This window comes from Streptomyces sp. NPDC006551 (assembly GCF_040611675.1).
Lineage (GTDB): Bacteria > Actinomycetota > Actinomycetes > Streptomycetales > Streptomycetaceae > Streptomyces.
On sequence record NZ_JBEXOT010000044.1, the window covers coordinates 31,648 to 53,161 of the forward strand.

Genomic DNA, 21,514 nt, shown 5'->3' on the forward strand with positions numbered 1-21,514 from the left:
CATGGCGCTGCCCCACGACGGCGGAGTGGACCCGAACCGCATCGCCGAGATCATCGTCCTCACCACCGGGGGCCGCCGGCGCGGATCGGGCTACCGCGTCACCGGCACGGCCGTGCTCACCGCGGCGCACGTGGTGGCCGAGGCGACCGAGGTACGGGTGCGCTTCAACGCCGACCGGCCCGGTCAGTGGACGACACCGGCGACCGTCGCCTGGTCCGACACCGGCACCGACGCGGCGGTCCTGTCCATCGAACCACCGGCCGGCTCCCCGGAGGTCACACCCGCACGGTTCGGCCGGGTCGCCGACGACCGCCATGCCGTCGTCGACGTGCACGCGGCCGGGTTCCCGCTGTGGAAACAGCGCCGCCGCCCCGACGGAGGACAGTTCCGGGAACTCCACCAGGCCGACGGGACCGTGGCGGCGCTGTCCAACCTCAGAACCGGCACCCTGGAGATCACCGTCGCGCCGGCCGGAGCCGACCCCCGTCCCGACGCGTCGCCCTGGGCGGGGATGTCCGGTGCGGCGGTGTGGGCGGGACGCCACATCGTCGGAGTGGTCGCCGAGCACCACCGCTGGGAGGGCGCGGGCCGGCTGACCGCGACCCGCGTCGACCACGTTCTGCGCTCGTCCGACGAAGCGCACCGCGCCGAACTGGCCGCGCTGTTGTCGATCGCCGACCTCCAGGCGCTGCCGGAGGCCGGTTCCGACGTCACCGACGTCACCGGCCCTGCCACCGGCACGCCGTCCCGGGACTCCGGTACGTCCCAGGTGATCGGTCTGCCGGTCGCGCACGGGATCGAGCTGTTCAAGAACCGCACCCGTGAGATCGAGACGATCGGCCGGCATCTCGGCGATCCGTCCCTCCGCATGGTCACGATCACAGGGCGACGAGGCATGGGCAAGAGCGCGCTCGCCGCCAAGTTCATGGACCTCCTCCACCGGGGCGAGTGGCCGGGCCGCGTCCAGGCGCCACCGCCCTCGGGCCTCGTCAATCTCAGCACCCGCACCTCGGGCATCTCCCTGGAGCGGCTCTACTTCGACTGCGCCCACCTGCTCGGCCCCGAGCACCTGACCCGCCTGCGCGAGACCTGGGCCGCGCAGCTGCCCGTACAGGACAAGCTCGACGAACTGTTCGGCGCGATGGGGGACAGGCTCTTCGTCATCCTCATGGACAACTTCGAGGAGCTCCTCGACGACGACGGTCACATCGAGGACGAGGAACTCGCGGTCTTCCTGGACTGTCTCTTCCGCGCGGGATCCACCCCGCGCCTCCTGGTGACGACGCAGGTACCGGTCAGGCTCGCGCCGGAGTTGCGCCGTTTCGTCGCGCAGGTCGAACTGTCGGAGGGACTGCGCCCCGCCGAGTCCGTCGCGCTGCTGCGTGAACTGGACCGTGACGGCAGCCTCGGCATCGCGGGCCTCTCCGACGAGGAGCTCCTGCGGGCGGCTGTCCGCGTCCACGGGGTGCCGCGCGCCCTGGAGCTCCTGGTGGGTGCCATGGCCGACGACGCCCTGACCCTGCCGACTCTCCAGGACGTCCTGGAGAACTATGCCCAGCGCCGCGACGTGGTCGCCGGCCTCGCCCAGGACCGGTACCGACGGCTCGGCCCGGAGAGCCGGAACGTCCTGGGCGTCCTCGCCGCCCTGCGTACTCCGGTGACACAGGAGATCCTCCACCGGATCGTGACCGCCCTCGATCCGGGGCTCGACGTCGAGCCGATCCTGTCGCGTCTGATCCGCGTCCACCTGCTGTCGGTGGACCGGGCGCGCCGCACGTTCGCGCTGCACCCGATGGACGCCGACCTGGCCTACTCCGCGATGCCGGTCGACGGCGCGATGGGACGCCGGGCGGTGGAGCGGCGGATCGCCGACTGGTACGCGGACATCGCCCCGCCCCACTCGGCGTGGCGCACCGTCGACGACATCCAGCCGCAGCGACGGCGGTTCGACCACCTCGTGCGCGCCGGGGACTTCGTCGCCGCCGCCACGGTCCTGAGCGGGATCAGCGAGTGGATGGTCTGGCACGGCTCGGTGCTCGGCGCGATCTCGATGCACCTGGCCGTCGACGGACGGCTCACCGACGAGCGGGCGCGGCTCGCCCATGTCGGGGCCTTCGGGCACGCCCGGCTGACCGCGGGGCCGATGGAGCACGCGGTCGACCTGTTCACCGAAGCGGCCGGCCTCGCGGAGCGCCTCGGCGACCACGGCGCGCTCCAGAACGCCCTGTTCGGTCTCGGCGACGCCTACCGGCAGCTGGGCCGACTCGACGCCGCCGTGAGCCCACTGGCCCGGGCCGCCGACCTGGCCCACGAGAACGGCGACACCGAACGCGAGGTGCACGCGATCCTCTCCCTCGGTCTCGCCCACAGCTACCTGGGCGACGGGGAGACGGCGCTCGCCGGTGCCGACCGGCTGAGCGCACTCGCGCGCGCCACCGGAGACCTTCTCACCGAGGCCCGCGCGTGGAACGCGCGCACGATCGCGTTGCTGACGCTGGGGCGCTGGGACGAGACGATCACGGCGGGCGAACAGGCCGTACGCGCCTATCGAGCCGCGGGCATCCCGGAAGGGATCAACAACGCCCTCAACGCCCAGGGCCTCGCCCTGCTCGGTCTCGAGCGGAGCGGGGAAGCGGTGACCATGCTGAAGGCGGCGTTCGACGAGGCGTCCCGGATGGAGAATCCCCGCTCCGAGGGCGTCTGTCTCTGCAACCTGGCGTGGGCCTACTGGTGCGACGGCCGGTACGCGCAGGCGGCCGAGTCGGCCGAGCGGGCCTCGGTCTCGCTGCGGATCGCCGGGGCGGCGGAAGCGGCGGCGGCGCGGGAGCTGGCCGAGGCCGCCCGCGCCCGGACCGTGCCCCGCCCCCGGGCGGCCGCCGACGCGCTGATCCGGGCGGCCGACGCGCTGGGCGGAAACGTCGAGGTGGTCGGCCGCTCCTGGCTCGTCGCCCACGCCCGTCGGCTGCGCGAGGACAGCTGACGGCCGCGCCCGGAGGGCGGCGGGCCCTGGAGGACGCCACGGCCCCAGGGACATTTATGACCCCGGGGCAGTACGACCCCCCGGGCCGGAGCACGGCGAAGGCCGCCACCCGGGCGTGGGTGGCGGCCTTCGTACGGAATCCGCGGTTTAGAGGTCGAAGTACAGCTCGAACTCGTGCGGGTGCGGGCGCAGCTGGATCGGGGCGATCTCGTTCGTCCGCTTGTAGTCGATCCAGGTCTCGATCAGGTCGGAGGTGAAGACACCGCCCGCCTGGAGGTACTCGTTGTCCGCCTCCAGGGCGTCGAGGACCGCCGGGAGGGAGGTCGGCACCTGGGCGACGCCCGCGTGCTCCTCGGGGGCCAGCTCGTAGAGGTCCTTGTCGATCGGCTCCGCCGGCTCGATCTTGTTCTTGATGCCGTCGAGGCCCGCGAGGAGCAGCGCCGAGAAGGCGAGGTACGGGTTCGAGGACGGGTCCGGGGCGCGGAACTCGACGCGCTTGGCCTTCGGGTTCGAGCCCGTGATCGGGATCCGCATGGCCGCGGAGCGGTTGCGCTGCGAGTAGACCAGGTTGACCGGGGCCTCGAAGCCGGGCACCAGACGGTGGTACGAGTTCACCGTGGGGTTGGTGAAGGCCAGCAGCGACGGGGCGTGCTTCAGGATGCCGCCGATGTAGTAGCGGGCGGTGTCCGACAGGCCCGCGTAGCCCTGCTCGTCGTAGAACAGCGGGTCGCCGTTCTGCCACAGCGACTGGTGGACGTGCATGCCCGAACCGTTGTCGCCGAAGATCGGCTTCGGCATGAAGGTCGCGGTCTTGCCGTTGCGCCAGGCGACGTTCTTCACGATGTACTTGAAGAGCATCAGGTCGTCGGCCGCGGCGAGCAGCGTGTTGAACTTGTAGTTGATCTCGGCCTGGCCGGCGGTGCCGACCTCGTGGTGCTGGCGCTCGACCTGCAGGCCGACGTTCTCCAGCTCCAGGGAGATCTCCGCGCGCAGGTCGGCGAAGTGGTCCACCGGCGGGGCCGGGAAGTAGCCGCCCTTGTAGCGGACCTTGTAGCCGCGGTTGTCCTCCACCTTGCCGGTGTTCCAGGCGCCGGCCTCGGAGTCGATGTGGTAGAAGCCCTGGTTCGCCGAGGTCTCGAAGCGCACCGAGTCGAAGACGTAGAACTCCGCCTCCGGGCCGAAGAACGCGGTGTCCGCGATACCGGTGGAGGCGAGGTACGCCTCGGCCTTCTTCGCGATGTTCCGCGGGTCACGGCTGTACTGCTCGCCCGTGATCGGGTCGTGGATGAAGAAGTTGATGTTCAGCGTCTTGTCACGACGGAAGGGGTCCAGGCGCGCCGTCGACAGGTCCGCGCGCAGCGCCATGTCCGACTCGTGGATCGCCTGGAAGCCGCGGATCGACGAACCGTCGAAGGCGAGCTCCTCGGACGGGTCGAACGCCGTCGCAGGGATCGTGAAGTGCTGCATCACTCCCGGAAGGTCACAGAAACGGACGTCGACCATTTTGACGTCGTTGTCCTTGATGAACTTCTTGGCCTCGTCGGCGTTCTGGAACATCCAACTCCTCCTACTCCCGGCCCGGGGAGGGGCGGGGTTGCAGCTCGGTCGTGCGGCCAGTGCGGTGGCACACGCTGGACCCGACCATAGGCAGACGGGATTTCTCAAGCATGACCCATTTGTTTCACCCAAGTTAACCGGGCCGGCCGCGGCCGGCATCGCGGAGAGCCGACGCCGACCCAGGCCGAAGTGATCAAAAGCGGGCACAGTACCGTGGACGCGTGGACAACAGGCAAGCATTGGGATCGTGGCTCTCCGGACCCCGCGCGGCGGCCGAGGACGCGGGTGTGGACTTCGGTTACCGGGGGCAGCAGCTCGGTCTGCCCGAGGAGGGGCCGGGCTCGATCGCCCGCCCCGGGCGACGGATCGGCGCCCTCGCCGTCGACTGGGCGCTGTGCATGCTGATCGCATACGGCCTGATCACGGACGGCTACAGCCAGGCGACCGGCAACTGGGCCCTGGTCATCCTGCTCGCCCTGAGCGTGCTGACGGTCGGTACCGTCGGCTTCACCCCCGGCAAGCGGCTCTTCGGCCTCCGGGTCGCCTCCGTGCACGGCGGACGGCTCGGCTTCGTCCGCGTCGTGATCCGCAGCCTGCTCGTCTGCCTCGCCGTCCCGGCCCTCATCTGGGACCGCGACGGACGCGGCCTCCACGACCGCCTCACCGGCGCCGTCCAGGTCCGGATCTGACCCACGGCCCCGGCACCACGGCACGGTACGAGAAGAAGGGCGCCCCCGGGACCTCTCGGTCCCGGGGGCGCCCTTTCGTGTCAGCCGTCCGGCGGCCTCAGCGCATCTTTCCGCCGCGCGGCATCCGCATGCCCTTCGGCATGGGGCCCTTCGGCAGCGGCATGTTGCTCATCAGGTCGCCCATCGCCCGCAGCCGGTCGTTGGCCGCCGTCACCTGCGGGCCGGAGAGCACCCGAGGCATCTTGAGCATGGTCGTACGGACCTTCTTCAGCGGCACCTGACCCTCGTCGTTGCCGACGATGATGTCGTGCACCGGTACGTCCACGACGATCCGGGCCATCTTCCTCTTCTCGGCCGCCAGCAGCGTCCGAACCCGGTTCGGGTTGCCCTCCGCCACCAGCACGATGCCCGCCCGGCCGACCGCGCGGTGCACGACGTCCTGGTTCTTGTTCATCGCCACCGCCGGCGTGGTCGTCCAGCCGCGCCCGATGTTCTGCAGCACCGCCGCCGCCGCGCCCGGCTGGCCCTCCATCTGGCCGAAGGCCGCCCGCTCGGCGCGCCGTCCGAAGACGATCGCCATGGCCAGCAGCGCCAGGATGAAGCCCAGGATCCCGAGATAGACCGGGTGCCCGATCACGAAGCCGATCGCGAGGAGGACACCGAGCACGACGATGCCCACGCCTGCGACGACAAGTCCGACCTTCGGGTCGGCCTTTCGGGTCATCTTGTACGTGAGGGCGATCTGCTTCAGTCGCCCCTGGTTCGCAGCGTCACCGCTGCCCGTGTTTGCCTTCCTCGCCATGTCCTGAAGTTTACGTGGCCTGGGAGGCGCGGCCGGCCACCGCCTCCATCACATGCTGGGCCTCGACCCGGTCCTTGGCCCGGCGGCGGTCCTCCAGGACGGAGGTCCAGGCGTTACGGCGGGCGGTGCGCTGACCGCCGGCGAGGAGCAGCGCCTCGACGGCCTTCAGGGCATCGGTGACGGACGGGATCGCGGTGGCGCGGACGTGCGTCGCGGCCTGCATGTGGGGTCCTCCCTCGAGAGCGGATGGAACGAGGTGGGGGAAGGGCGAGGGGAGCGGCGGACGGGCGACCCTCTGTGACCCAAGGGTCACGGTTCGGTGTTACCAGCGCATGACTCGGTGGTCAAACACTGGTGAAGGGTCGACGCGATCGGACGCACGTCTCCGGAAGCGCTCCGGAACGCCGACGCGGCCCGTACGGCCTCCCTGACCTGCGGAGGCGTACGGGCCGCGACGGATTCGGCCACTACTGGCCGGTAACCTCTTGTGCGCGGATTCACACAGCCTGAGTGGCGTTGTCGACCGCGCCGCGGCGCTCGATCGCCTGCTGGTACAGACGCCCGGCGCGGTACGAGGAGCGGACCAGCGGGCCCGACATCACGCCGGAGAAGCCGATCTCGTCGGCCTCCTCCTTCAGCTCCACGAACTCCTGCGGCTTCACCCAGCGCTCCACGGGGTGGTGTCGGACCGACGGACGCAGGTACTGCGTGATCGTGATCAGCTCGCAGCCGGCGTCGTGCAGCTGCCGCAGTGCCTCGCTGATCTCCTCACGGGTCTCGCCCATGCCCAGGATCAGGTTCGACTTCGTGACCAGACCGTAGTCGCGCGCCTGGGTGATGACGTCCAGCGACCGCTCGTAACGGAAGCCCGGGCGGATCCGCTTGAAGATCCGCGGAACCGTCTCGACGTTGTGCGCGAAGACCTCGGGGCGCGAGGCGAAGACCTCCGCCAGGAGCTCCGGCACCGCGTTGAAGTCGGGGGCGAGCAGCTCCACCTTCGTACGGCCCTCGGCGCGGTCCGCGGTCTGCTCGTGGATCTGGCGCACGGTCTCCGCGTACAGCCAGGCGCCGCCGTCCTCCAGGTCGTCGCGCGCGACGCCGGTGATGGTGGCGTAGTTCAGGTCCATCGTGACGACCGACTCGCCCACCCGGCGCGGCTCGTCACGGTCCAGCGCCTCCGGCTTGCCCGTGTCGATCTGGCAGAAGTCGCAGCGCCGCGTGCACTGGTCACCGCCGATGAGGAAGGTGGCCTCGCGGTCCTCCCAGCATTCGAAGATGTTGGGACAGCCCGCCTCCTGGCAGACCGTGTGCAGACCCTCGCTCTTCACGAGACTCTGCATCTTCGTGTACTCGGGACCCATCTTCGCCCGGGTCTTGATCCACTCGGGCTTGCGCTCGATGGGGGTCTGAGCGTTACGGACCTCCAGGCGCAGCATCTTGCGTCCGTCGGGTGCGACTGCGGACACGACCGGCTCCCTGTAGCTTCGATTCTTCGGCGCCCACCAGGGTACGCCCGTTGTTCGTACGGTTTTCCGTCTGGCCAACCTGCGGCCGGAGCCCGGCATTCCCCGCCGGTGCTCCCTAAGCGGAGACGGGGGCGGATGCGGGGGCGGACGCGGCGGCCGGAGCCGTCTCGCGCCCGACCTCGCGCGGCTTCAGCTCCGCGTTCTCCAGGACCGCCTTCAGGTGCTTCTCCACCACCGGCAGGACCTCCTCGATCGTGATGTCCCGGCCGAGCTCGTTCGCGAGCGAGGCCACGCCCGCGTCCCGGATGCCGCACGGGATGATCCGGTCGAACCAGGTGTTGTCCGGGTTCACGTTCAGCGCGAAGCCGTGCATCGTGACCCCCTTGGCGACCCGGATGCCGATCGCGGCCAGCTTCCGGTCCTCCCGGCGCTGTCCGGCGTTGGACGGCGCGTACTCCGGCCCGTTCATACGCGGGTCGAACTCGTCGTCGTGCAGCCGCGGGTCGAAGTCCAGCGAGAGCCCGCCGAACGACGGACGCTCCTCCACCGGGTCGCCGAGCACCCACACACCGCTGCGGCCCTCGATCCGGGTGGTCTCCAGGCCGAACTCGGCGGCCGTGCGGATCAGCGCCTCCTCCAGGCGGCGGACGTGCGCGACGACGTCGACCGGGCGGGGCAGCTTCATGATCGGGTAGCCCACGAGCTGGCCGGGGCCGTGCCAGGTGATCTTGCCCCCGCGGTCCACGTCCACCACCGGCGTACCGTCCAGGGGGCGCTCACTGTCCGCCGTGCGCCGGCCGGCGGTGTACACCGGCGGGTGCTCCAGGAGAAGACAGGTGTCCTCGATCTCGTCGGCGAACCGGGCCGCGTGCACCTCGCGCTGCTTGTCCCAGGCCACCTGGTACTCGACGGCGTCCTCACCGAAGCCCAGACGGACGAATCGCAGCTCACTCACGGCAATGCCTCCTCAGGGGTGCCGGGGGCCGGGTTCCGGGGATCGTCCCGGGGGCCGGCTCGGCACCATGCGTCATTCGCGCCCATGCCACTGTACGGCGGCGCCGCGGACACCGGTCCGGCAGGTGCGGTGGGGTTCCCTACGTCAGCGGCGCCCCCAATCCTCACACGATCGGATGAATGTGGGGCGAAGGTGGCGGTACGGGCGGCCGGGGCCGCTAAATTCGCGCCGTTCCATGAGGGTCCACACAGGGCTGCCACCCGGGCCCGGAAGGCAGGAGACCGCACAGCTGATGACGGAACGACCCCCACAGCGCATCCCGAACCGCCAGCTCGCCGCGCTCATCGCCGAAGCCGGATTCTCCAACGCGGGCCTGGCCAGAAGGGTGGACCAGCTCGGCCTGGAGCACGGCCTCGACCTTCGGTACGACAAGACCTCCGTGACCCGCTGGCTGCGCGGTCAGCAGCCGCGCGGCACCACGCCCGCCCTCATCGCCGAGGTCTTCACCCGGCGCCTCGGCCGCCGCCTCTCCGCCCAGGACCTCGGCCTCGACGCCTGCGCGCCGGTCTACGCCGGCCTGGAGTTCGCGGCGACGCCGGAGGAGGCCGTCGACATCGTCAGCGGGCTCTGGCGGAAGGACTCCGGCAGTCACGCCGAACTCCGCAAGATCGCGTTCACCCCGGCGGGCCTCGTGGTCCCGAGCCGGGACTGGCTGATCGGCCGCGCGGACGAACGGGTCGCCCGGGGTGAGCCGTACGCGCAGGGCGGCCGCGTGCCACAGGAGGGCCGGCTCGGCACGGACGGGCGCGCGGGCGGCGACGGCCGACTCGGCGGCGAAGGGAGGCTGGGTGCGGATGGTCGGCTCGACACCGACGGTCGCCCGGGTACGGACGTGCGCCCGGGTACGGACGGTCGCCCGGGTACGGACGGGCGGCTGGCTACGGACGTGCGCCCCGACGCCGGGGCTCGCGCCGGCCAGGACCCCCGCGTCCCGGCCCAGGGCCGGTTCACCGTCCCCCGCCAGCGCGGCACCGACCGGGGCCCCGGGCAGCGCGTCTCCAGCGGGGACATCGCCGCCCTGCGCTCGGTCGGCGAACTGTTCCGCACCCTCGACCACGCCTACGGCGGCGGCCACGCCCGCCAGGCCCTCGTCCGCTATCTGGAGCACGAGGCCGAGCCGATGCTGCGCGGCACGTACGGCGAGTCCGTCGGTCGCCGCCTGTTCGCCGCCGCCGCGGACCTGACCCGACTGGCCGGCTGGACCTCGTACGACATCGCCGCGCACGGACTGGCGCAGCGGTACTTCGTCCAGGCGCTGCGGCTCGCCCAGGCGGCGGGAGACCGGGCGTACGGCTCGTACGTCCTGATCACCATGAGCCGCCAGGCCGTCTACCTCGGCCACGGGCGGGAGGCCGTGCAGCTCGCCCGGGTCGCCCAGCAGGGCGTCGGCTCCTCCGCGCCGCCCGTCGTCCAGGCGCTGCTGCACGCCGTCGAGGCGCGCGGGCACGGCGTCCTCGGCGAGGCGCGGGCGTGCGGCGCCTCGCTCGCCCGCGCCGAGCGAGCCCTCGAAGCGGCCCGGCCGGGTGACGAAGTGCCCTACTGGGCGCGGCACTTCGACGAAGGGCAGCTCGCCGACGAGTTCGGGCACTGCCACCGCGACCTGCAGCAGTACCGTTCGGCGGCGCAGCACGCCGAACGCTCGCTCCAACTGCGCGCGCCCGGGTTCGCGCGCAGCCGCCTGTTCTCCCGGGTGGTCCTCGCCTCGGCCCGGCTCGGCCTCGGCGAACTGGACCAGGCCTGCGCCCTGGGCGCGGAGGCCGCCCAGCAGGCGTCCGAGATGCGCTCGGCCCGAGCCGTCGAGTACATCCGCGACTTCGAGCGCCGCCTCGAGCCCTATCGCGACGCCGCGGCGGTCCGCGCCTATCGCGACCGCGTGGCGGCCATCGGCTGAACCCGGCCGGGCCGCGGCCCGGCCGGGACCCCGGCTACGCCACCGCGTCCGCCATCGCCGTGTCCGCCATCAGGCGGATGCCGAGATCGGTCAGCAGGGCGTGGGCGGCGCGGTGGCCGGACCGGAGGGCGCCTTGGGGGGTGCCCGTGTCACGGTGGTCGCCGCAGACGTAGAGGCCCGAGAGAAGACGCACGGGGCGGCGCGGGTCGTGGGGCGGGGGCATCGCCGGGACGGCGTCCGGGGTGTGGTGGAGGGCGAGCAGCTCCCACTCGTCCGTCGACGTGCCGTACAGCGTGGCGAGGTGCTTGCGGACCCGGCGCTCCGGATCGTCGGGCAGCGTGCCCAGGACCGTCGAGGTGATCAGCGCCCGGCCCTCGGGGACGCGCGTGGGGTCGACCGCGCTCATCACCGCCGTGTGCGCGACCGGGCCGCCGGGGTCGGACTCCAGGAGCAGCACCGGGTGGGGCGTGGGTGCGACGGGCGCCGTGTGGTGCAGCACCGTGACCGCGTGGAAGCCGGGCGTCCGCAGCCCCGGCAGCAGCTCGGCGGCGGTCCGCGCCCCGGTCGCCAGAACGACCGAACGGCAGCCGAACACGCCGTGCTCCGCCGTCACTACCTTGTTGATCGACACCTCGGTGGCCCGGACGCCCGTACGGACCGTGCCCGGCGGAAGAGACGCGGCGAGGAGCTCCGGCAGCACGCCCGACCCGCCCTGCGGTACGCACAACCGCCCCCGGGCGAACGCCCGCAGGGCGAGGTCGGCCATACGGCTCGACACGGCGAGATCGGGGTCGCCGAGCAGCGCGGCGAGCAGCGGGCGGAGGAAACCCTGGACGGTACGGGCGGGCAGCCGGGCGTTCAGGGCCTCGCCGGCCGTACGCTCCGGCCGGGTCAGCAACCGCTGCGCGGGCGTGGCGGCGAGCCGGGCCAGCGTCGCCCCGAGGCGCGCCTGATCGAGGGAGGCCGTCGGATTACGGGGGGCGCTCGCAAGGGCGCGCGCCACCGTGAGCGCGCCCCCTACGCCCCTGGGGGCGTGGGGGGACCCCCACCCTCCGCCCCGGGAGGCATGGGCAGACCCCCACCCTCCGCCCCGGGAGGCATGGGCAGACCCCCACCCTCCGCCCCGGGAGGCGTGAGCGGACCCCCACCTCACACCCCCCGGCCCGCCGTTCCTGACGTACCGTCCGTCGCTGTGGACCAGCGCCCCCGGTGCGAACGGGCGCAGGACGAGATCGTCCAGGGCCGGCGTACGGCGCAGTTCCTGGTACGACGTCGTGAGCAGCGGACCGACGCGGTCGAGCCGGAAGCCGTCGATGTCGTCGGTGACCATGCGGCCGCCCACGCGCGCCTCGGCCTCCAGGACGGTGACGGTGAGCCCCGCCCTGATCAGCCGGTGGGCGGCCGCGAGACCCGCGACCCCCGCTCCGACGATGACGACGTCCGTGACCACGTCCGTGTGGTGCGCATGGCGTGCGGTACTGAGCACGTGCCCCTCCCCGGGTCGGCGCGGCTGGTGGGAGGCTCATGCCCCCAACAGACCCCCTGAATGCCCGAGTTCGCTTTCAGGGGCCGTCCAGCCTAGGCAGCGCTCCCGCCGAAGCCAGCCGCGCGCACCGGGGTGCACGCAGCACGGGGTCGCACACCCCGCGGACAAACCGGCCGCGCAGCCTCTGGCACCCCCGCCACCCCTGCCGTCACGCGGCGCTCAGGCGGCCGCCCGGATCGACTCGTCGATCGTCGGGAACGCGAAGTCGAATCCCGACTCCAACAACCGGCCCGGCAGCACCCGCTGACTCCCCAGCACGTCCTGGGCGAAGTCCCCCAGCACCGCCTTCAGCGCCGGCGCCGGCACCGTCAGCAGCGTCGGGCGGCGCAGCACACGGCCCATCGCCGCCGTCACCTCGCGATTGGTGACCGGTTCCGGAGCCGTCAGGTTCACCGGCCCGGACAGGGAGTCGGTGTCGATCAGCTGGCGCAGGGCGGCCACCTCGTCGTGCAGCGAGATGAAACTCCAGTACTGCCGACCGCTGCCCATCCGGCCGCCGACGCCGGCGCGGAAGACCGGGAACAGCCGCCCCCACGCCCCGCCCTCACGGGCCACGACAAGGCCCGTGCGGGCGTACGCGACCCGGATGCCGGCCTCCTCCGCGGGCGCCGCCGCGGCCTCCCACTCCACGCACACCGACGGCAGGAAGCCCTCGCCCGCCGGAGCGCTCTCGTCCACCGCGCGCGTGCCCGTGTCGCCGTAGTAGCCGAGCGCCGTACCGCACACCAGGACCTCCGGCGGCTCCGCCAGCGAGGCGAGGGCCTGGGAGATCGCCGCCGTACCGAGCACGCGGCTGTCGCGGATCTCCTTCTTGTACGCGTCGTTCCACCGGCGCTCGCCGACACCGGCGCCCGCCAGATGCACGACCGCGTCGACACCGACCAGGCCGGAGGAGTCCACGTACAGCCGGGCCGGATCCCACTCGACCTCGTCGGCCGCGCGGGCGGGGCGGCGGACGAGGCGCAGGACGTCGTGGCCGTCGGCGCGCAGGGAGCGCACCAGGGCCGAGCCGATGAGACCGGAGGCGCCGGTGACGGCGATACGGGAGCGTTGCATGAAATCATCCTGCCCTCCCCGGCACACGCGTGGCACAGTGGCGCGCATGATCGCGCTGGAGCCGCAGATACGTATCCGTCCCGCCGTCGCGGGGGACGCGGGCCCGCTCGGGGAGCTCGACCGGGCCACCTGGTCGCCACTGCACGCCGTGCAGCCCGCGCCGGAGCCTCCGTTCGAGCCGTTCTTCGACGACCGTCACCGGCCGGAGGACTACCTCGTCGCCGAGGACGGAGGGACCGTCGTGGGCTATCTGAGGCTCGTGGCGCCCACGCCGCTCGCCTGCAACCGGCACGTCCGCCAGATCCAGGGCCTCGCCGTCGCCGAGACCGCCCGCGGCCGGGGCGTCGCCCGCGCGCTGCTGCGCGCCGCCATGGCGGAGACGCTGCGGCAGGGCGGCAACCGCATCACCCTGCGCGTGCTCGGCCACAACAAGCCCGCCCGCACGCTCTACGAGTCCGAGGGCTTCGCGGTCGAGGGCGTGCTGCCCGGCGAGTTCTTCCTGGGGGGCCGGTACGTCGACGACGTCCTCATGGGGCGGTCCCTGGCTCCGTGACGGCGGGGCCGAGGAGCCGCATGCCGCCCATGAGCTCCCGCAGGCATCGCACCGCGAGCGGGGCCGGTCCGCCCTCTCCCCGCACCGGCGCGTCCGTCTCCGCCCAGGTCTCCAGGGCGATCCGGATCGCGTCCGTGGCCGCCGCCGCGGCGAGGCGCACCTCCAAGGGGTCCGCGTCCGGCCCGGCGAGTTCCGCGACGACGGACCGCAGGCGGTCCTCGGACTCCTGGTTGACCCGGTACCAGACCGCGCGCAGCGCCGGATCCCGCTCGGCCGCCCGCAGCAGCCCCCGTGTCCAGCGCAGCCCCTCGGCGGCCTCGTCGTCGGCCGGCGACAGCGACGCGGCGATCGAGCGTTCCAGCGCGTCGGGCAGGGCGGCGTCCGGTCCGGCCGCCGCCAACCGCTCGCGCCAGCGGTCCGCGCCGCCCGCCAGGAGCGGGGCCACGGCGTCCTGCTTGGAGCGGAAGTAGCGGTAGAAGGTGCGCAGGGCGACCCCGGCGCGCAGGGCGATGTCCTCGGCCGTGGTGTCGTCGGGGCCGCGCTCGGTGAAGAGCTCGGCGGCGGCGCGGGCGATGTCGAGCTGCGTCGCCGCCTTGCGGCGCTCCGTCAGCGAGGGGGCTTTGGTGCTCACCGTGCGAAGCCTACGCCCACGCCTGCCGACCATGCACGATGTGCAGGGATGGCAAACCGTGCCATCCAGGCGTACGGTGTCTCGGCAACGACACCACAGCCGAGAGGTCGGACAGGACATGAACCGCTACGAAGGACGCCGCGCCCTGGTCACCGGGGGCGGCTCCGGCATCGGCCAGGCCACCGCGCTGCGCATGCTCGCCGAGGGCGGCGACGTGGTCGCCGCCGACATCAGCGAGGCCGGACTCAAGGACACCGTCGCCGAGGCCGGAGCCGACGCCGACCGCCTGACGACCGTCGTGGTGGACGTCGCCGACGAGACATCGGTGCGTGAAGGCGTCGCCGCCGCCGTCGAGGCGCTGGGCGGCCTGGACGTGCTGGTCAACGCGGCCGGCATCCTGCGCTCCTCGCGCACCCACGAGACCAGCCTCGACTCCTTCGAGCAGGTCGTCCGGACCAACCTGACCGGCACCTTCCTGGTCATCCGCCAGGCGATACCCGCCCTCCTCGAAGGCAACGGCTCCGCCGTCGTCAACTTCTCCTCCACCTCGGCGATGTTCGCCCACCCCTATATGTCCGCCTACGCGGCCAGCAAGGGCGGCATCCAGTCCATGACCCACGCGCTCGCCGCCGAGTACGCCAAGCAGGGCATCCGCTTCACCGCCGTCCAGCCCGGCTCCATCTCCTCCGGCATGACCGACGGCACCGGCGCCAGCAGGCGGAGCGTCGGCCCCGGCCTGCCCGAGGACGCCGACCTGTCGCTCTTCATGAAGCTCGCCCCCGCCCTCGGGCAGGGCTTCGCCGGGCCCGAGACCGTCGCCGGGGTCGTCGCGATGCTGGCGAGCGAGGACGGCAGGTTCATCACCGGCACCGAGGTGCGGATCGACGGCGGCACGCACTTCTGAGGTCCCGATCCGGTAGGGGCTCCGGCGCCCCTACCGGTCACGTCGGCCGTACCCCCTCAGATCTCCGTCCCGAAGCGCGTCCAGAGCCGTGGGAGGCGCTCCGCGAGCACCGCGTCGTCCTCCAGCTCCAGCGGACTGCCCTCCGGCTCGGCCGGCTGGGGCGGAATCCCCAGATCCGGCGCCTCCGTGCCGGTGAGCTGCTCGTACGCCTCGTCCGCCGCGTATCCGAGCTCCTCGCCGTCCCCGTCGATCTCCTCGTCGAACTCGTCGAGCAGCTCGGCCAAGGCGTCCGGCTCGTGCACCGCGCCCTCGAAGATCTCCCGCCCCTGCCCGATCAGCCAGCAGCGGAAGTAGTCGAAGGCGTCGTCGCTCGCCCCTTCGAGCAGGATCGCCGCCGCGCCCCACAGATCCCAGCGGTACGCGCGGTTGTAACGGGCCTCGAAATGACGGGCGAAGTCCAGCACGGAGTCGGGATCGAGCCGCAGCAGCCGCTCGACGAGCAGGTCGGCATGGTCCTCGGGGTCGCCCCCGGCGGCCTCGCGGGTGGAGTCGATGATCTCCCAGAACTCCGTTTCGTCCATCACGGGATCAAGCATCGGCCTTGGGGGAGGGCGACGCACCCGGAAAACACCAAAAAGAAACCGGACAGGAGATGTCGTATTTTCCTGTCACCGTCGATCCATGACGACTGAATCGAAGCCGCTCGACGGCAGGATCGCACTGGTCGCGGGCGCCACCCGGGGCGCGGGGCGCGCCATCGCCGTGGAGCTGGGAGCCGCCGGCGCCACCGTCTACGTCACCGGGCGCACCACCCGTACGCACGTCAGCGAGGTCGGCCGGCCGACGGAGACCATCGAGGAGACCGCCGAGCTCGTGACGGCCGCCGGCGGCGAGGGCATCGCCGTCCCCACCGACCACCTGGAGCCGGCCCAGGTCCAGGCGCTGGTCGACCGCGTCGACGAGGAGCACGGGCGCCTCGACGTCCTCGTCAACGACGTGTGGGGCGGCGAACGCCTGATCAAGTTCGGCACGAAGATCTGGGAACACGACCTCGACGACGGTCTGCGCATGCTCGAACTCGGCGTGAAGACCCATCTGATCACCTCCCGCCTGGCCCTGCCGCTGCTGGTACGGAACCCCGGCGGGCTGGTCGTCGAGGTGACCGACGGCACGGCCGAGTACAACACCCGCTACCGCGAGAACATCTTCTTCGACCTCACCAAGAACGCCCCGATCCGGATGGCGTTCGCCCTCGGCCACGACCTCGAGGACGTCGGCGGGACCGCGGTCTCGATCACCCCCGGCTGGCTGCGCTCCGAGGAGATGCTGGCGACGTTCGGCGTGACGGAGGAGAACTGGCGCGACGCGACCGCGAAGATCCCCGACTTCGCCGTCGCCGAGTCGCCGTTCTACCTGGGCCGCGCCGTCGCCGCCCTCGCCGCCGACCCCGAACGGGCCCGCTGGAACCGACAGTCGCTCTCCAGCGGGCAGCTCGCCAAGGAGTACGGCTTCACCGACACCGACGGCTCGCGGCCGGACGCCTGGGGCTTCATCGTCGCCAAGGAGCGCGGCGAGAACCCGTCCGTGGCGGACTACCGGTAGCGGCCGCCGGTCATCCGTAGAGCGCCGCCATGCCCCGGGCCGCCTCCGCGAAACGGGCCCGGAGCGCGTCCGGGGCGAGCACCTCCGCCTCCGCGCCCAGGGACAGCAACTGGCCGTAGGCGACCTCCTCGTTCTCCACCCCGAGGGTCACCGTCACCCGTCCCTGCGCGTCCCGCGTCCCGGAGGCCAGTGCCTCCTCGGCCGCCGCGCGGTCCGTGACGTACGGCAGGCGGCGGGCCCCCGCGTCCGACAGTCGCAGCACCACCTCCGTACGCAGCAGGGACCGGGCGAACTCCGCCGCCCGCGCCTCCCAGAACGCCGGCAGATCGAAGTCCTCGTCCCGTACGAAGCGTTCCTCGCCGAGCGCGACCGCCGTGAAGCGGTCCACCCGGTACGTACGGAACGAGGAGCCGGCCAGGGCGCACACGTACCAGACGCCCGCCTTCAGCACGAGCCCGTAGGGCGCCAGTTCGCGGTCCACCTCGGTGTCGCCGCGGCGGTAGCGGGCCGAGATCATCCGGTCGTCCCACACCGCCTCGGCGATCGGCGCGAGCAACTCCGGTGTCCGCGGCTCCTGGTACCAGCCGGGCGCGTCCAGATGGAAGCGCTGCGCCGCCGACTCCGGGGCGTCGCGCAGCGACGGCAGCAGCGCGGCCGACACCTTCAGCCGGGCGGCCGAGGCCGCGTCCCCGAGCCCCATGTCCCGCAGCGCGCCCGGCAGCCCGGACAGGAACAGCGCCTCCGCCTCGCCACGGGCCAGGCCCGTCAGCCGGGTGCGGTAGCCGCCGACGAGCCGGTACCCCCCGGCCCGTCCCCGGTCCGCATACACCGGAACCCCCGCCTCCGAGAGGGCGAGGGCATCACGGGTGATGGTGCGCTCCGAGACCTCCAGCTCCTCGGCCAGTTCGGCCGCCGTCATCGAGGGACGGGACTGGAGCAGGAGCACCATCTTGATCAGCCGGGCAGCGCGCATGGGCCCCATTGTGCGGCTCGGTTCGCCTCCGGGGCGCTTCGAGCCGGGGGAACAGGCCCGTACGTGCTCGCCCCCTCGTTCCTCGGGGACTGCGCGCGTTCGGGCCTGTTCCCCCGGCGCGCCCCTTCGGCTCACTCGCCGAAGGCGCGCCGACGGCGGCGTGTCACAGGCCGTAGCGCTCGCGCGCCTCCTTCACGGCCGTCGCCCGCACCTCGCCGCGGCGGGCGAGCTGCGCCAGGGCCGCGACCACGATCGACTGCGCGTCGACACCGAAGTGACGGCGGGCCGCCTCGCGGGTGTCGGAGAGACCGAAGCCGTCCGCACCGAGCGAGGAGTAGTCCTGCTCGACCCACTGCGCGATCTGGTCCGGCACCTGCCGCATGTAGTCGGAGACCGCGAGGACCGGGGAGTCGATCCCTTCGAGCGCCTTGCGGACGTACGGGACCCGCTCCTCGCCGCGCAGCAGCGCCGCGTCGGCCTCCAGCGCGTCGCGCCGCAGCTCGGTCCAGGAGGTCGCGGACCACACGTCGGCGCCGACACCCCACTCCTCGGCGAGGAGCTTCTGCGCCCGCAGCGTCCAGTGGATCGCCGTGCCGGAGCCGAGCAGCTGGACGCGCGGGGCGTTCGCGGGCAGGGACAGGCCGGCCGACTCCGCGGTGTTGAAGCGGTACAGGCCCTTGACGATGCCCTCGTCCACGCCGGCCGGCTTGGCCGGCTGCGGCATCGGCTCGTTGTAGACGGTGAGGTAGTAGAAGACGTCCCGGTCCTCGCCCGGGGCCGCCTCGCCGTACATCCGGCGCAGACCCTCCTTGACGATCGCCGCGACCTCGTACGCGAACGCCGGGTCGTACGTCAGCGCCGCCGGGTTGGTCGCCGCGATCATCGGCGAGTGGCCGTCCGCGTGCTGCAGACCCTCACCGGTCAGCGTCGTACGGCCCGCGGTGGCGCCGACGAGGAAGCCACGGCCGAGCTGGTCGCCGAGCTGCCACATCTGGTCGGCGGTGCGCTGCCAGCCGAACATCGAGTAGAAGATGTAGAACGGGATCATCGCCTCGCCGTGCGTCGCGTACGACGAGGAAGCGGCGATGAAGTCGGCCATCGAACCGGCCTCGGTGATCCCCTCGTTGAGGATCTGGCCGTTGACGGCCTCCTTGTAGTACATCAGCTGGTCGCGGTCGACCGGCTCGTACGTCTGGCCCTTCGGCGAGTAGATGCCGAGCGACGGGAAGAGCGACTCCATACCGAAGGTACGGGCCTCGTCCGGGACGATCGGGACCCAGCGCTTGCCGGTCTCCTTGTCGCGGACCAGGTCCTTCACCAGCCGTACGAACGCCATCGTGGTCGCCACCGACTGCGAGCCGGAGCCCTTGTCGAACGCGGCGAACGCCTTGTCGGCGGGCGCGGGGAGCGGGGCGAGCGGCTGCGTGCGCCGGGCCGGGGCCGGGCCGCCGAGGGCCGCGCGGCGCTCCTGGAGGTAACGGACCTCGGGGGAGTCGGCGCCGGGGTGGCCGTAGGGCACCACACCGTCGACGAACTGAGCGTCCGAGATCGGCAGCTCGAGCAGGTCGCGCATGTTCTTGAACTCGTCCACCGAGAGCTTCTTCATCTGGTGGTTCGCGTTCTTGGAGGCGAAGCCCTCGCCGAGGGTGAAGCCCTTCACGGTCTGCGCGAGGACGACCGTCGGCGCGCCCTTGAACTCCAGCGCGGCCTTGTACGCGGCGTACACCTTGCGCGGCTCGTGGCCACCGCGCGAGAGGTGGAAGCACTCGAGGATCTTGTCGTCGCTCAGCAGCTTCGCCATCTCGACGAGCGCCGGGTCCTTGCCGAAGAAGTCCTGGCGGATGTAGGCGGCGTCCCGGGTCTGGTACGTCTGGACCTGGGCGTCCGGGACCTCGCGCAGCCGGCGGACGAGCGCGCCGGTGGTGTCGAGCTGGAACAGCTCGTCCCAGGCGTTGCCCCACAGCGACTTCACGACGTTCCAGCCGGCGCCGCGGAACTGGGCCTCCAGCTCCTGCACGATCTTGAAGTTGGCGCGGACCGGGCCGTCGAGGCGCTGCAGGTTGCAGTTGATGACGAAGGTCAGGTTGTCCAGACCCTCGCGGGCGGCGAGGGCGAGGGCCGCCGTCGACTCCGGCTCGTCCATCTCGCCGTCACCGAGGAACGCCCACACGTGGGACGAGGAGACGTCCTTGATGCCGCGGTTGGTCAGGTAGCGGTTGAAGCGCGCCTGGTAGATGGCGGAGAGCGGGCCCAGACCCATGGAGACGGTCGGGAACTCCCACAGCCAGGGGAGGCGGCGCGGGTGCGGGTAGGAGGGCAGGCCCTCGCCGCCCGACTCCTGCCGGAAGTTGTCGAGGTGCGCCTCGGTGAGGCGGCCGTCGAGGAAGGCGCGGGCGTAGATGCCGGGGGAGGCGTGGCCCTGGATGTAGAGCTGGTCGCCGGAGCCGTCGGCCTCTTTGCCCCGGAAGAAGTGGTTGAAGCCCGTCTCGTACAGCCAGGCCGCGGAGGCGAAGGTGGCGATGTGGCCGCCGACGCCGTGCTTGGCGCCGCGCGAGACCATCGCGGCCGCGTTCCAGCGGTTCCAGGCGGTGATCTTCCGCTCCATCTCCTCGTCGCCGCCCGATTCGCCGATGGAGGGCTCGGCCGCGGTGGGGATGGTGTTGACGTAGTCCGTCTCCAGCAGCTTGGGCAGGGCCAGGCCCGCGCCCTCGGCGTGCTGGAGGGTGCGGCGCATCAGGTAGGCGGCCCGATGAGGGCCGGCGGCCTTGGTGACGGCGTCGAGGGAGGCCGCCCACTCGGCGGTCTCCTCGGTGTCACGGTCCGGGAGCTGGTCGAGCTCACTCGGAATCTTGCCTACGGGATCGGTCATGATCGCCGCCTTCCGGACAGATGGGGGTGGAGAAGGGGTGCCTTGTCTGGCAGGACAGGGCGAGGGCCGGGGTACGGCCCGCCGAAGACTGTAAGCCGCCGATCGATGATCGATCAAAGGGTTGAAGGCGAAAACCTCTTCAGATCGAGAAAGTCGGCACAGGGTGCCGCGAAATTGGGCACCGGGTGCCTTGTTTTCGCAGGTGAGAAGGCGAATGCGGGCGGGCTCGCACGAATGAGCGGACCGCCGGTCCGGCGGTCCGCTCGATGTCGTACCAAGGGGGTCAGGCTCTCGGCGCGCAGCCCAGGACATGGGCCTTGACCAGGGCACCGATGTTCGGGTCACCGCGCCGGAAGGCCTCCACCAGCTCCTGGTGCTCCTCGGCGTACGACTTCTGCACCGTGCCCAGCCAGCGGATCGACAGCGCCGTGAAGACCTCGATTCCCAGGCCCTCCCAGGTGTGCAGCAGTACACCGTTCCCGGCGGCCTTCACGAGCTCCCGGTGGAAGGCCACCGTGTGCCGCACCTGGGCCGTCCCGTCGGCCGTCCGGTCCGCCTCGTACAGCGCCGTCACATGCGGCTCCAGGGCCGAGCAGTCGGCCGCGAGACGGGTCGCCGCCAGCTCGGCCGCGATCTGCTCCAGACCGGCCCGGACGGGGTAGCTCTCCTCCAGGTCGGCCGCGGTGAGGTTCCGTACCCGTACGCCCTTGTTGGGGGCCGACTCGATCAGCCGCAGCGACTCCAGCTCCCGCAGCGCCTCACGGACCGGGGTCTGGCTGACCTCCAGCTCCGTGGCGATCCGCCGCTCCACGATGCGCTCGCCCGGCTTCCAGCGGCCGCTGACGATGCCCTCCACGATGTGCTCGCGGATCTGTTCGCGCAGCGAGTGGACGACGGGCACGCTCATGAAGCCGCTCCTTAGGGACGTGCTGACGCCTATGACAATACGGCGGCGCCCCTGCCCGGGAGTACTCCCGGGC

The 21,514-nt window shown here is 72.1% G+C and carries 18 protein-coding genes; 6 read left to right on the forward strand and 12 right to left on the reverse strand.

Translation table 11 applies throughout. The features are described 5' to 3' along the window. The first annotated feature begins 1 nt into the window (after position 1). The gene (locus tag ABZY12_RS28610; RefSeq protein WP_356895286.1) at positions 2-2,980 is read left to right on the forward strand and encodes a trypsin-like peptidase domain-containing protein; all 2,979 of its coding nucleotides are present in this window, start codon (positions 2-4) and stop codon (positions 2,978-2,980) included. 147 nt (positions 2,981-3,127) lie between these two features. Here the strand turns inward: ABZY12_RS28610 and glnA are convergent, their stop codons facing one another. After that, positions 3,128-4,537 (reverse strand): type I glutamate--ammonia ligase, encoded by a 1,410-nt coding sequence (glnA, locus tag ABZY12_RS28615; protein WP_158986691.1) that lies wholly within the window; start codon positions 4,535-4,537, stop codon positions 3,128-3,130. Positions 4,538-4,758: 221 nt separating this feature from the next. Here glnA and ABZY12_RS28620 point away from each other — a divergent pair, with 221 nt between their 5' ends. After that, positions 4,759-5,226: an RDD family protein gene (locus tag ABZY12_RS28620; RefSeq protein WP_356895288.1), complete on the forward strand. Its 468-nt coding sequence runs from the start codon at positions 4,759-4,761 to the stop codon at positions 5,224-5,226. A 97-nt stretch (positions 5,227-5,323) separates the two neighbouring features. On the opposite strand, the gene ABZY12_RS28625 is transcribed toward ABZY12_RS28620, so the two are convergent. The 4 genes from ABZY12_RS28625 to lipB form a co-directional block, all read right to left on the reverse strand. Continuing rightward, positions 5,324-6,028 (reverse strand): DUF4191 domain-containing protein, encoded by a 705-nt coding sequence (locus ABZY12_RS28625; RefSeq protein WP_356895290.1) that lies wholly within the window; start codon positions 6,026-6,028, stop codon positions 5,324-5,326. Positions 6,029-6,038: 10 nt separating this feature from the next. Further along, positions 6,039-6,251 (reverse strand): hypothetical protein, encoded by a 213-nt coding sequence (locus ABZY12_RS28630; RefSeq protein ID WP_356895292.1) that lies wholly within the window; start codon positions 6,249-6,251, stop codon positions 6,039-6,041. Between the two features lie 274 nt (positions 6,252-6,525). Next, a complete protein-coding gene (gene lipA / locus ABZY12_RS28635; protein ID WP_356895294.1) occupies positions 6,526-7,494 on the reverse strand; it encodes a lipoyl synthase in 969 nt (322 codons plus the stop codon). Between the two features lie 115 nt (positions 7,495-7,609). After that, positions 7,610-8,449: a lipoyl(octanoyl) transferase LipB gene (lipB, locus tag ABZY12_RS28640; protein ID WP_356895296.1), complete on the reverse strand. Its 840-nt coding sequence runs from the start codon at positions 8,447-8,449 to the stop codon at positions 7,610-7,612. A 292-nt stretch (positions 8,450-8,741) separates the two neighbouring features. On the opposite strand from lipB, the gene ABZY12_RS28645 reads away from it, so the two are divergent. Then, positions 8,742-10,400: a regulator gene (locus ABZY12_RS28645; RefSeq protein ID WP_356895298.1), complete on the forward strand. Its 1,659-nt coding sequence runs from the start codon at positions 8,742-8,744 to the stop codon at positions 10,398-10,400. Between the two features lie 34 nt (positions 10,401-10,434). Here ABZY12_RS28645 and ABZY12_RS28650 read toward each other — a convergent pair whose 3' ends face one another. Further along, on the reverse strand, positions 10,435-11,886 hold the full coding sequence (locus tag ABZY12_RS28650; protein ID WP_356895300.1) for an NAD(P)/FAD-dependent oxidoreductase: 1,452 nt from the start codon (positions 11,884-11,886) through the stop codon (positions 10,435-10,437). Positions 11,887-12,105: 219 nt separating this feature from the next. Next, positions 12,106-13,002: a TIGR01777 family oxidoreductase gene (locus tag ABZY12_RS28655; protein ID WP_356895302.1), complete on the reverse strand. Its 897-nt coding sequence runs from the start codon at positions 13,000-13,002 to the stop codon at positions 12,106-12,108. A gap of 46 nt (positions 13,003-13,048) precedes the next feature. On the opposite strand from ABZY12_RS28655, the gene ABZY12_RS28660 reads away from it, so the two are divergent. Beyond that, positions 13,049-13,555 carry a GNAT family N-acetyltransferase gene (locus ABZY12_RS28660; protein WP_356895304.1) on the forward strand — a complete coding sequence of 169 codons (507 nt, stop codon included), beginning with the start codon at positions 13,049-13,051 and terminating at the stop codon, positions 13,553-13,555. Here ABZY12_RS28660 and ABZY12_RS28665 read toward each other — a convergent pair. Next, on the reverse strand, positions 13,530-14,219 hold the full coding sequence (locus ABZY12_RS28665; RefSeq protein ID WP_356895306.1) for a TetR family transcriptional regulator: 690 nt from the start codon (positions 14,217-14,219) through the stop codon (positions 13,530-13,532). The two genes, ABZY12_RS28660 and ABZY12_RS28665, sit on opposite strands and share 26 nt — an antisense overlap. A gap of 85 nt (positions 14,220-14,304) precedes the next feature. Between ABZY12_RS28665 and ABZY12_RS28670 the strand changes: the two genes are divergently transcribed. Then, positions 14,305-15,090: an SDR family NAD(P)-dependent oxidoreductase gene (locus tag ABZY12_RS28670; RefSeq protein WP_356895308.1), complete on the forward strand. Its 786-nt coding sequence runs from the start codon at positions 14,305-14,307 to the stop codon at positions 15,088-15,090. A gap of 56 nt (positions 15,091-15,146) precedes the next feature. On the opposite strand, the gene ABZY12_RS28675 is transcribed toward ABZY12_RS28670, so the two are convergent. Beyond that, complete coding sequence (locus ABZY12_RS28675) at positions 15,147-15,671, reverse strand: DUF4240 domain-containing protein (protein ID WP_356895325.1); 525 nt, start codon at positions 15,669-15,671, stop codon at positions 15,147-15,149. A 100-nt stretch (positions 15,672-15,771) separates the two neighbouring features. On the opposite strand from ABZY12_RS28675, the gene ABZY12_RS28680 reads away from it, so the two are divergent. Next, positions 15,772-16,692: an SDR family oxidoreductase gene (locus tag ABZY12_RS28680; RefSeq protein WP_356895310.1), complete on the forward strand. Its 921-nt coding sequence runs from the start codon at positions 15,772-15,774 to the stop codon at positions 16,690-16,692. A 10-nt stretch (positions 16,693-16,702) separates the two neighbouring features. Here the strand turns inward: ABZY12_RS28680 and ABZY12_RS28685 are convergent, their stop codons facing one another. The 3 genes from ABZY12_RS28685 to ABZY12_RS28695 all read right to left on the reverse strand — a co-directional run bounded on the left by ABZY12_RS28685 (position 16,703) and on the right by ABZY12_RS28695 (position 21,441). Beyond that, positions 16,703-17,665 (reverse strand): WYL domain-containing protein, encoded by a 963-nt coding sequence (locus tag ABZY12_RS28685; protein WP_356895312.1) that lies wholly within the window; start codon positions 17,663-17,665, stop codon positions 16,703-16,705. A 163-nt stretch (positions 17,666-17,828) separates the two neighbouring features. Further along, positions 17,829-20,534 (reverse strand): pyruvate dehydrogenase (acetyl-transferring), homodimeric type, encoded by a 2,706-nt coding sequence (aceE, locus tag ABZY12_RS28690; RefSeq protein WP_356895315.1) that lies wholly within the window; start codon positions 20,532-20,534, stop codon positions 17,829-17,831. A gap of 283 nt (positions 20,535-20,817) precedes the next feature. Then, a complete protein-coding gene (locus ABZY12_RS28695) occupies positions 20,818-21,441 on the reverse strand; it encodes a GntR family transcriptional regulator (protein WP_356895317.1) in 624 nt (207 codons plus the stop codon). Positions 21,442-21,514: the final 73 nt, after the last annotated feature.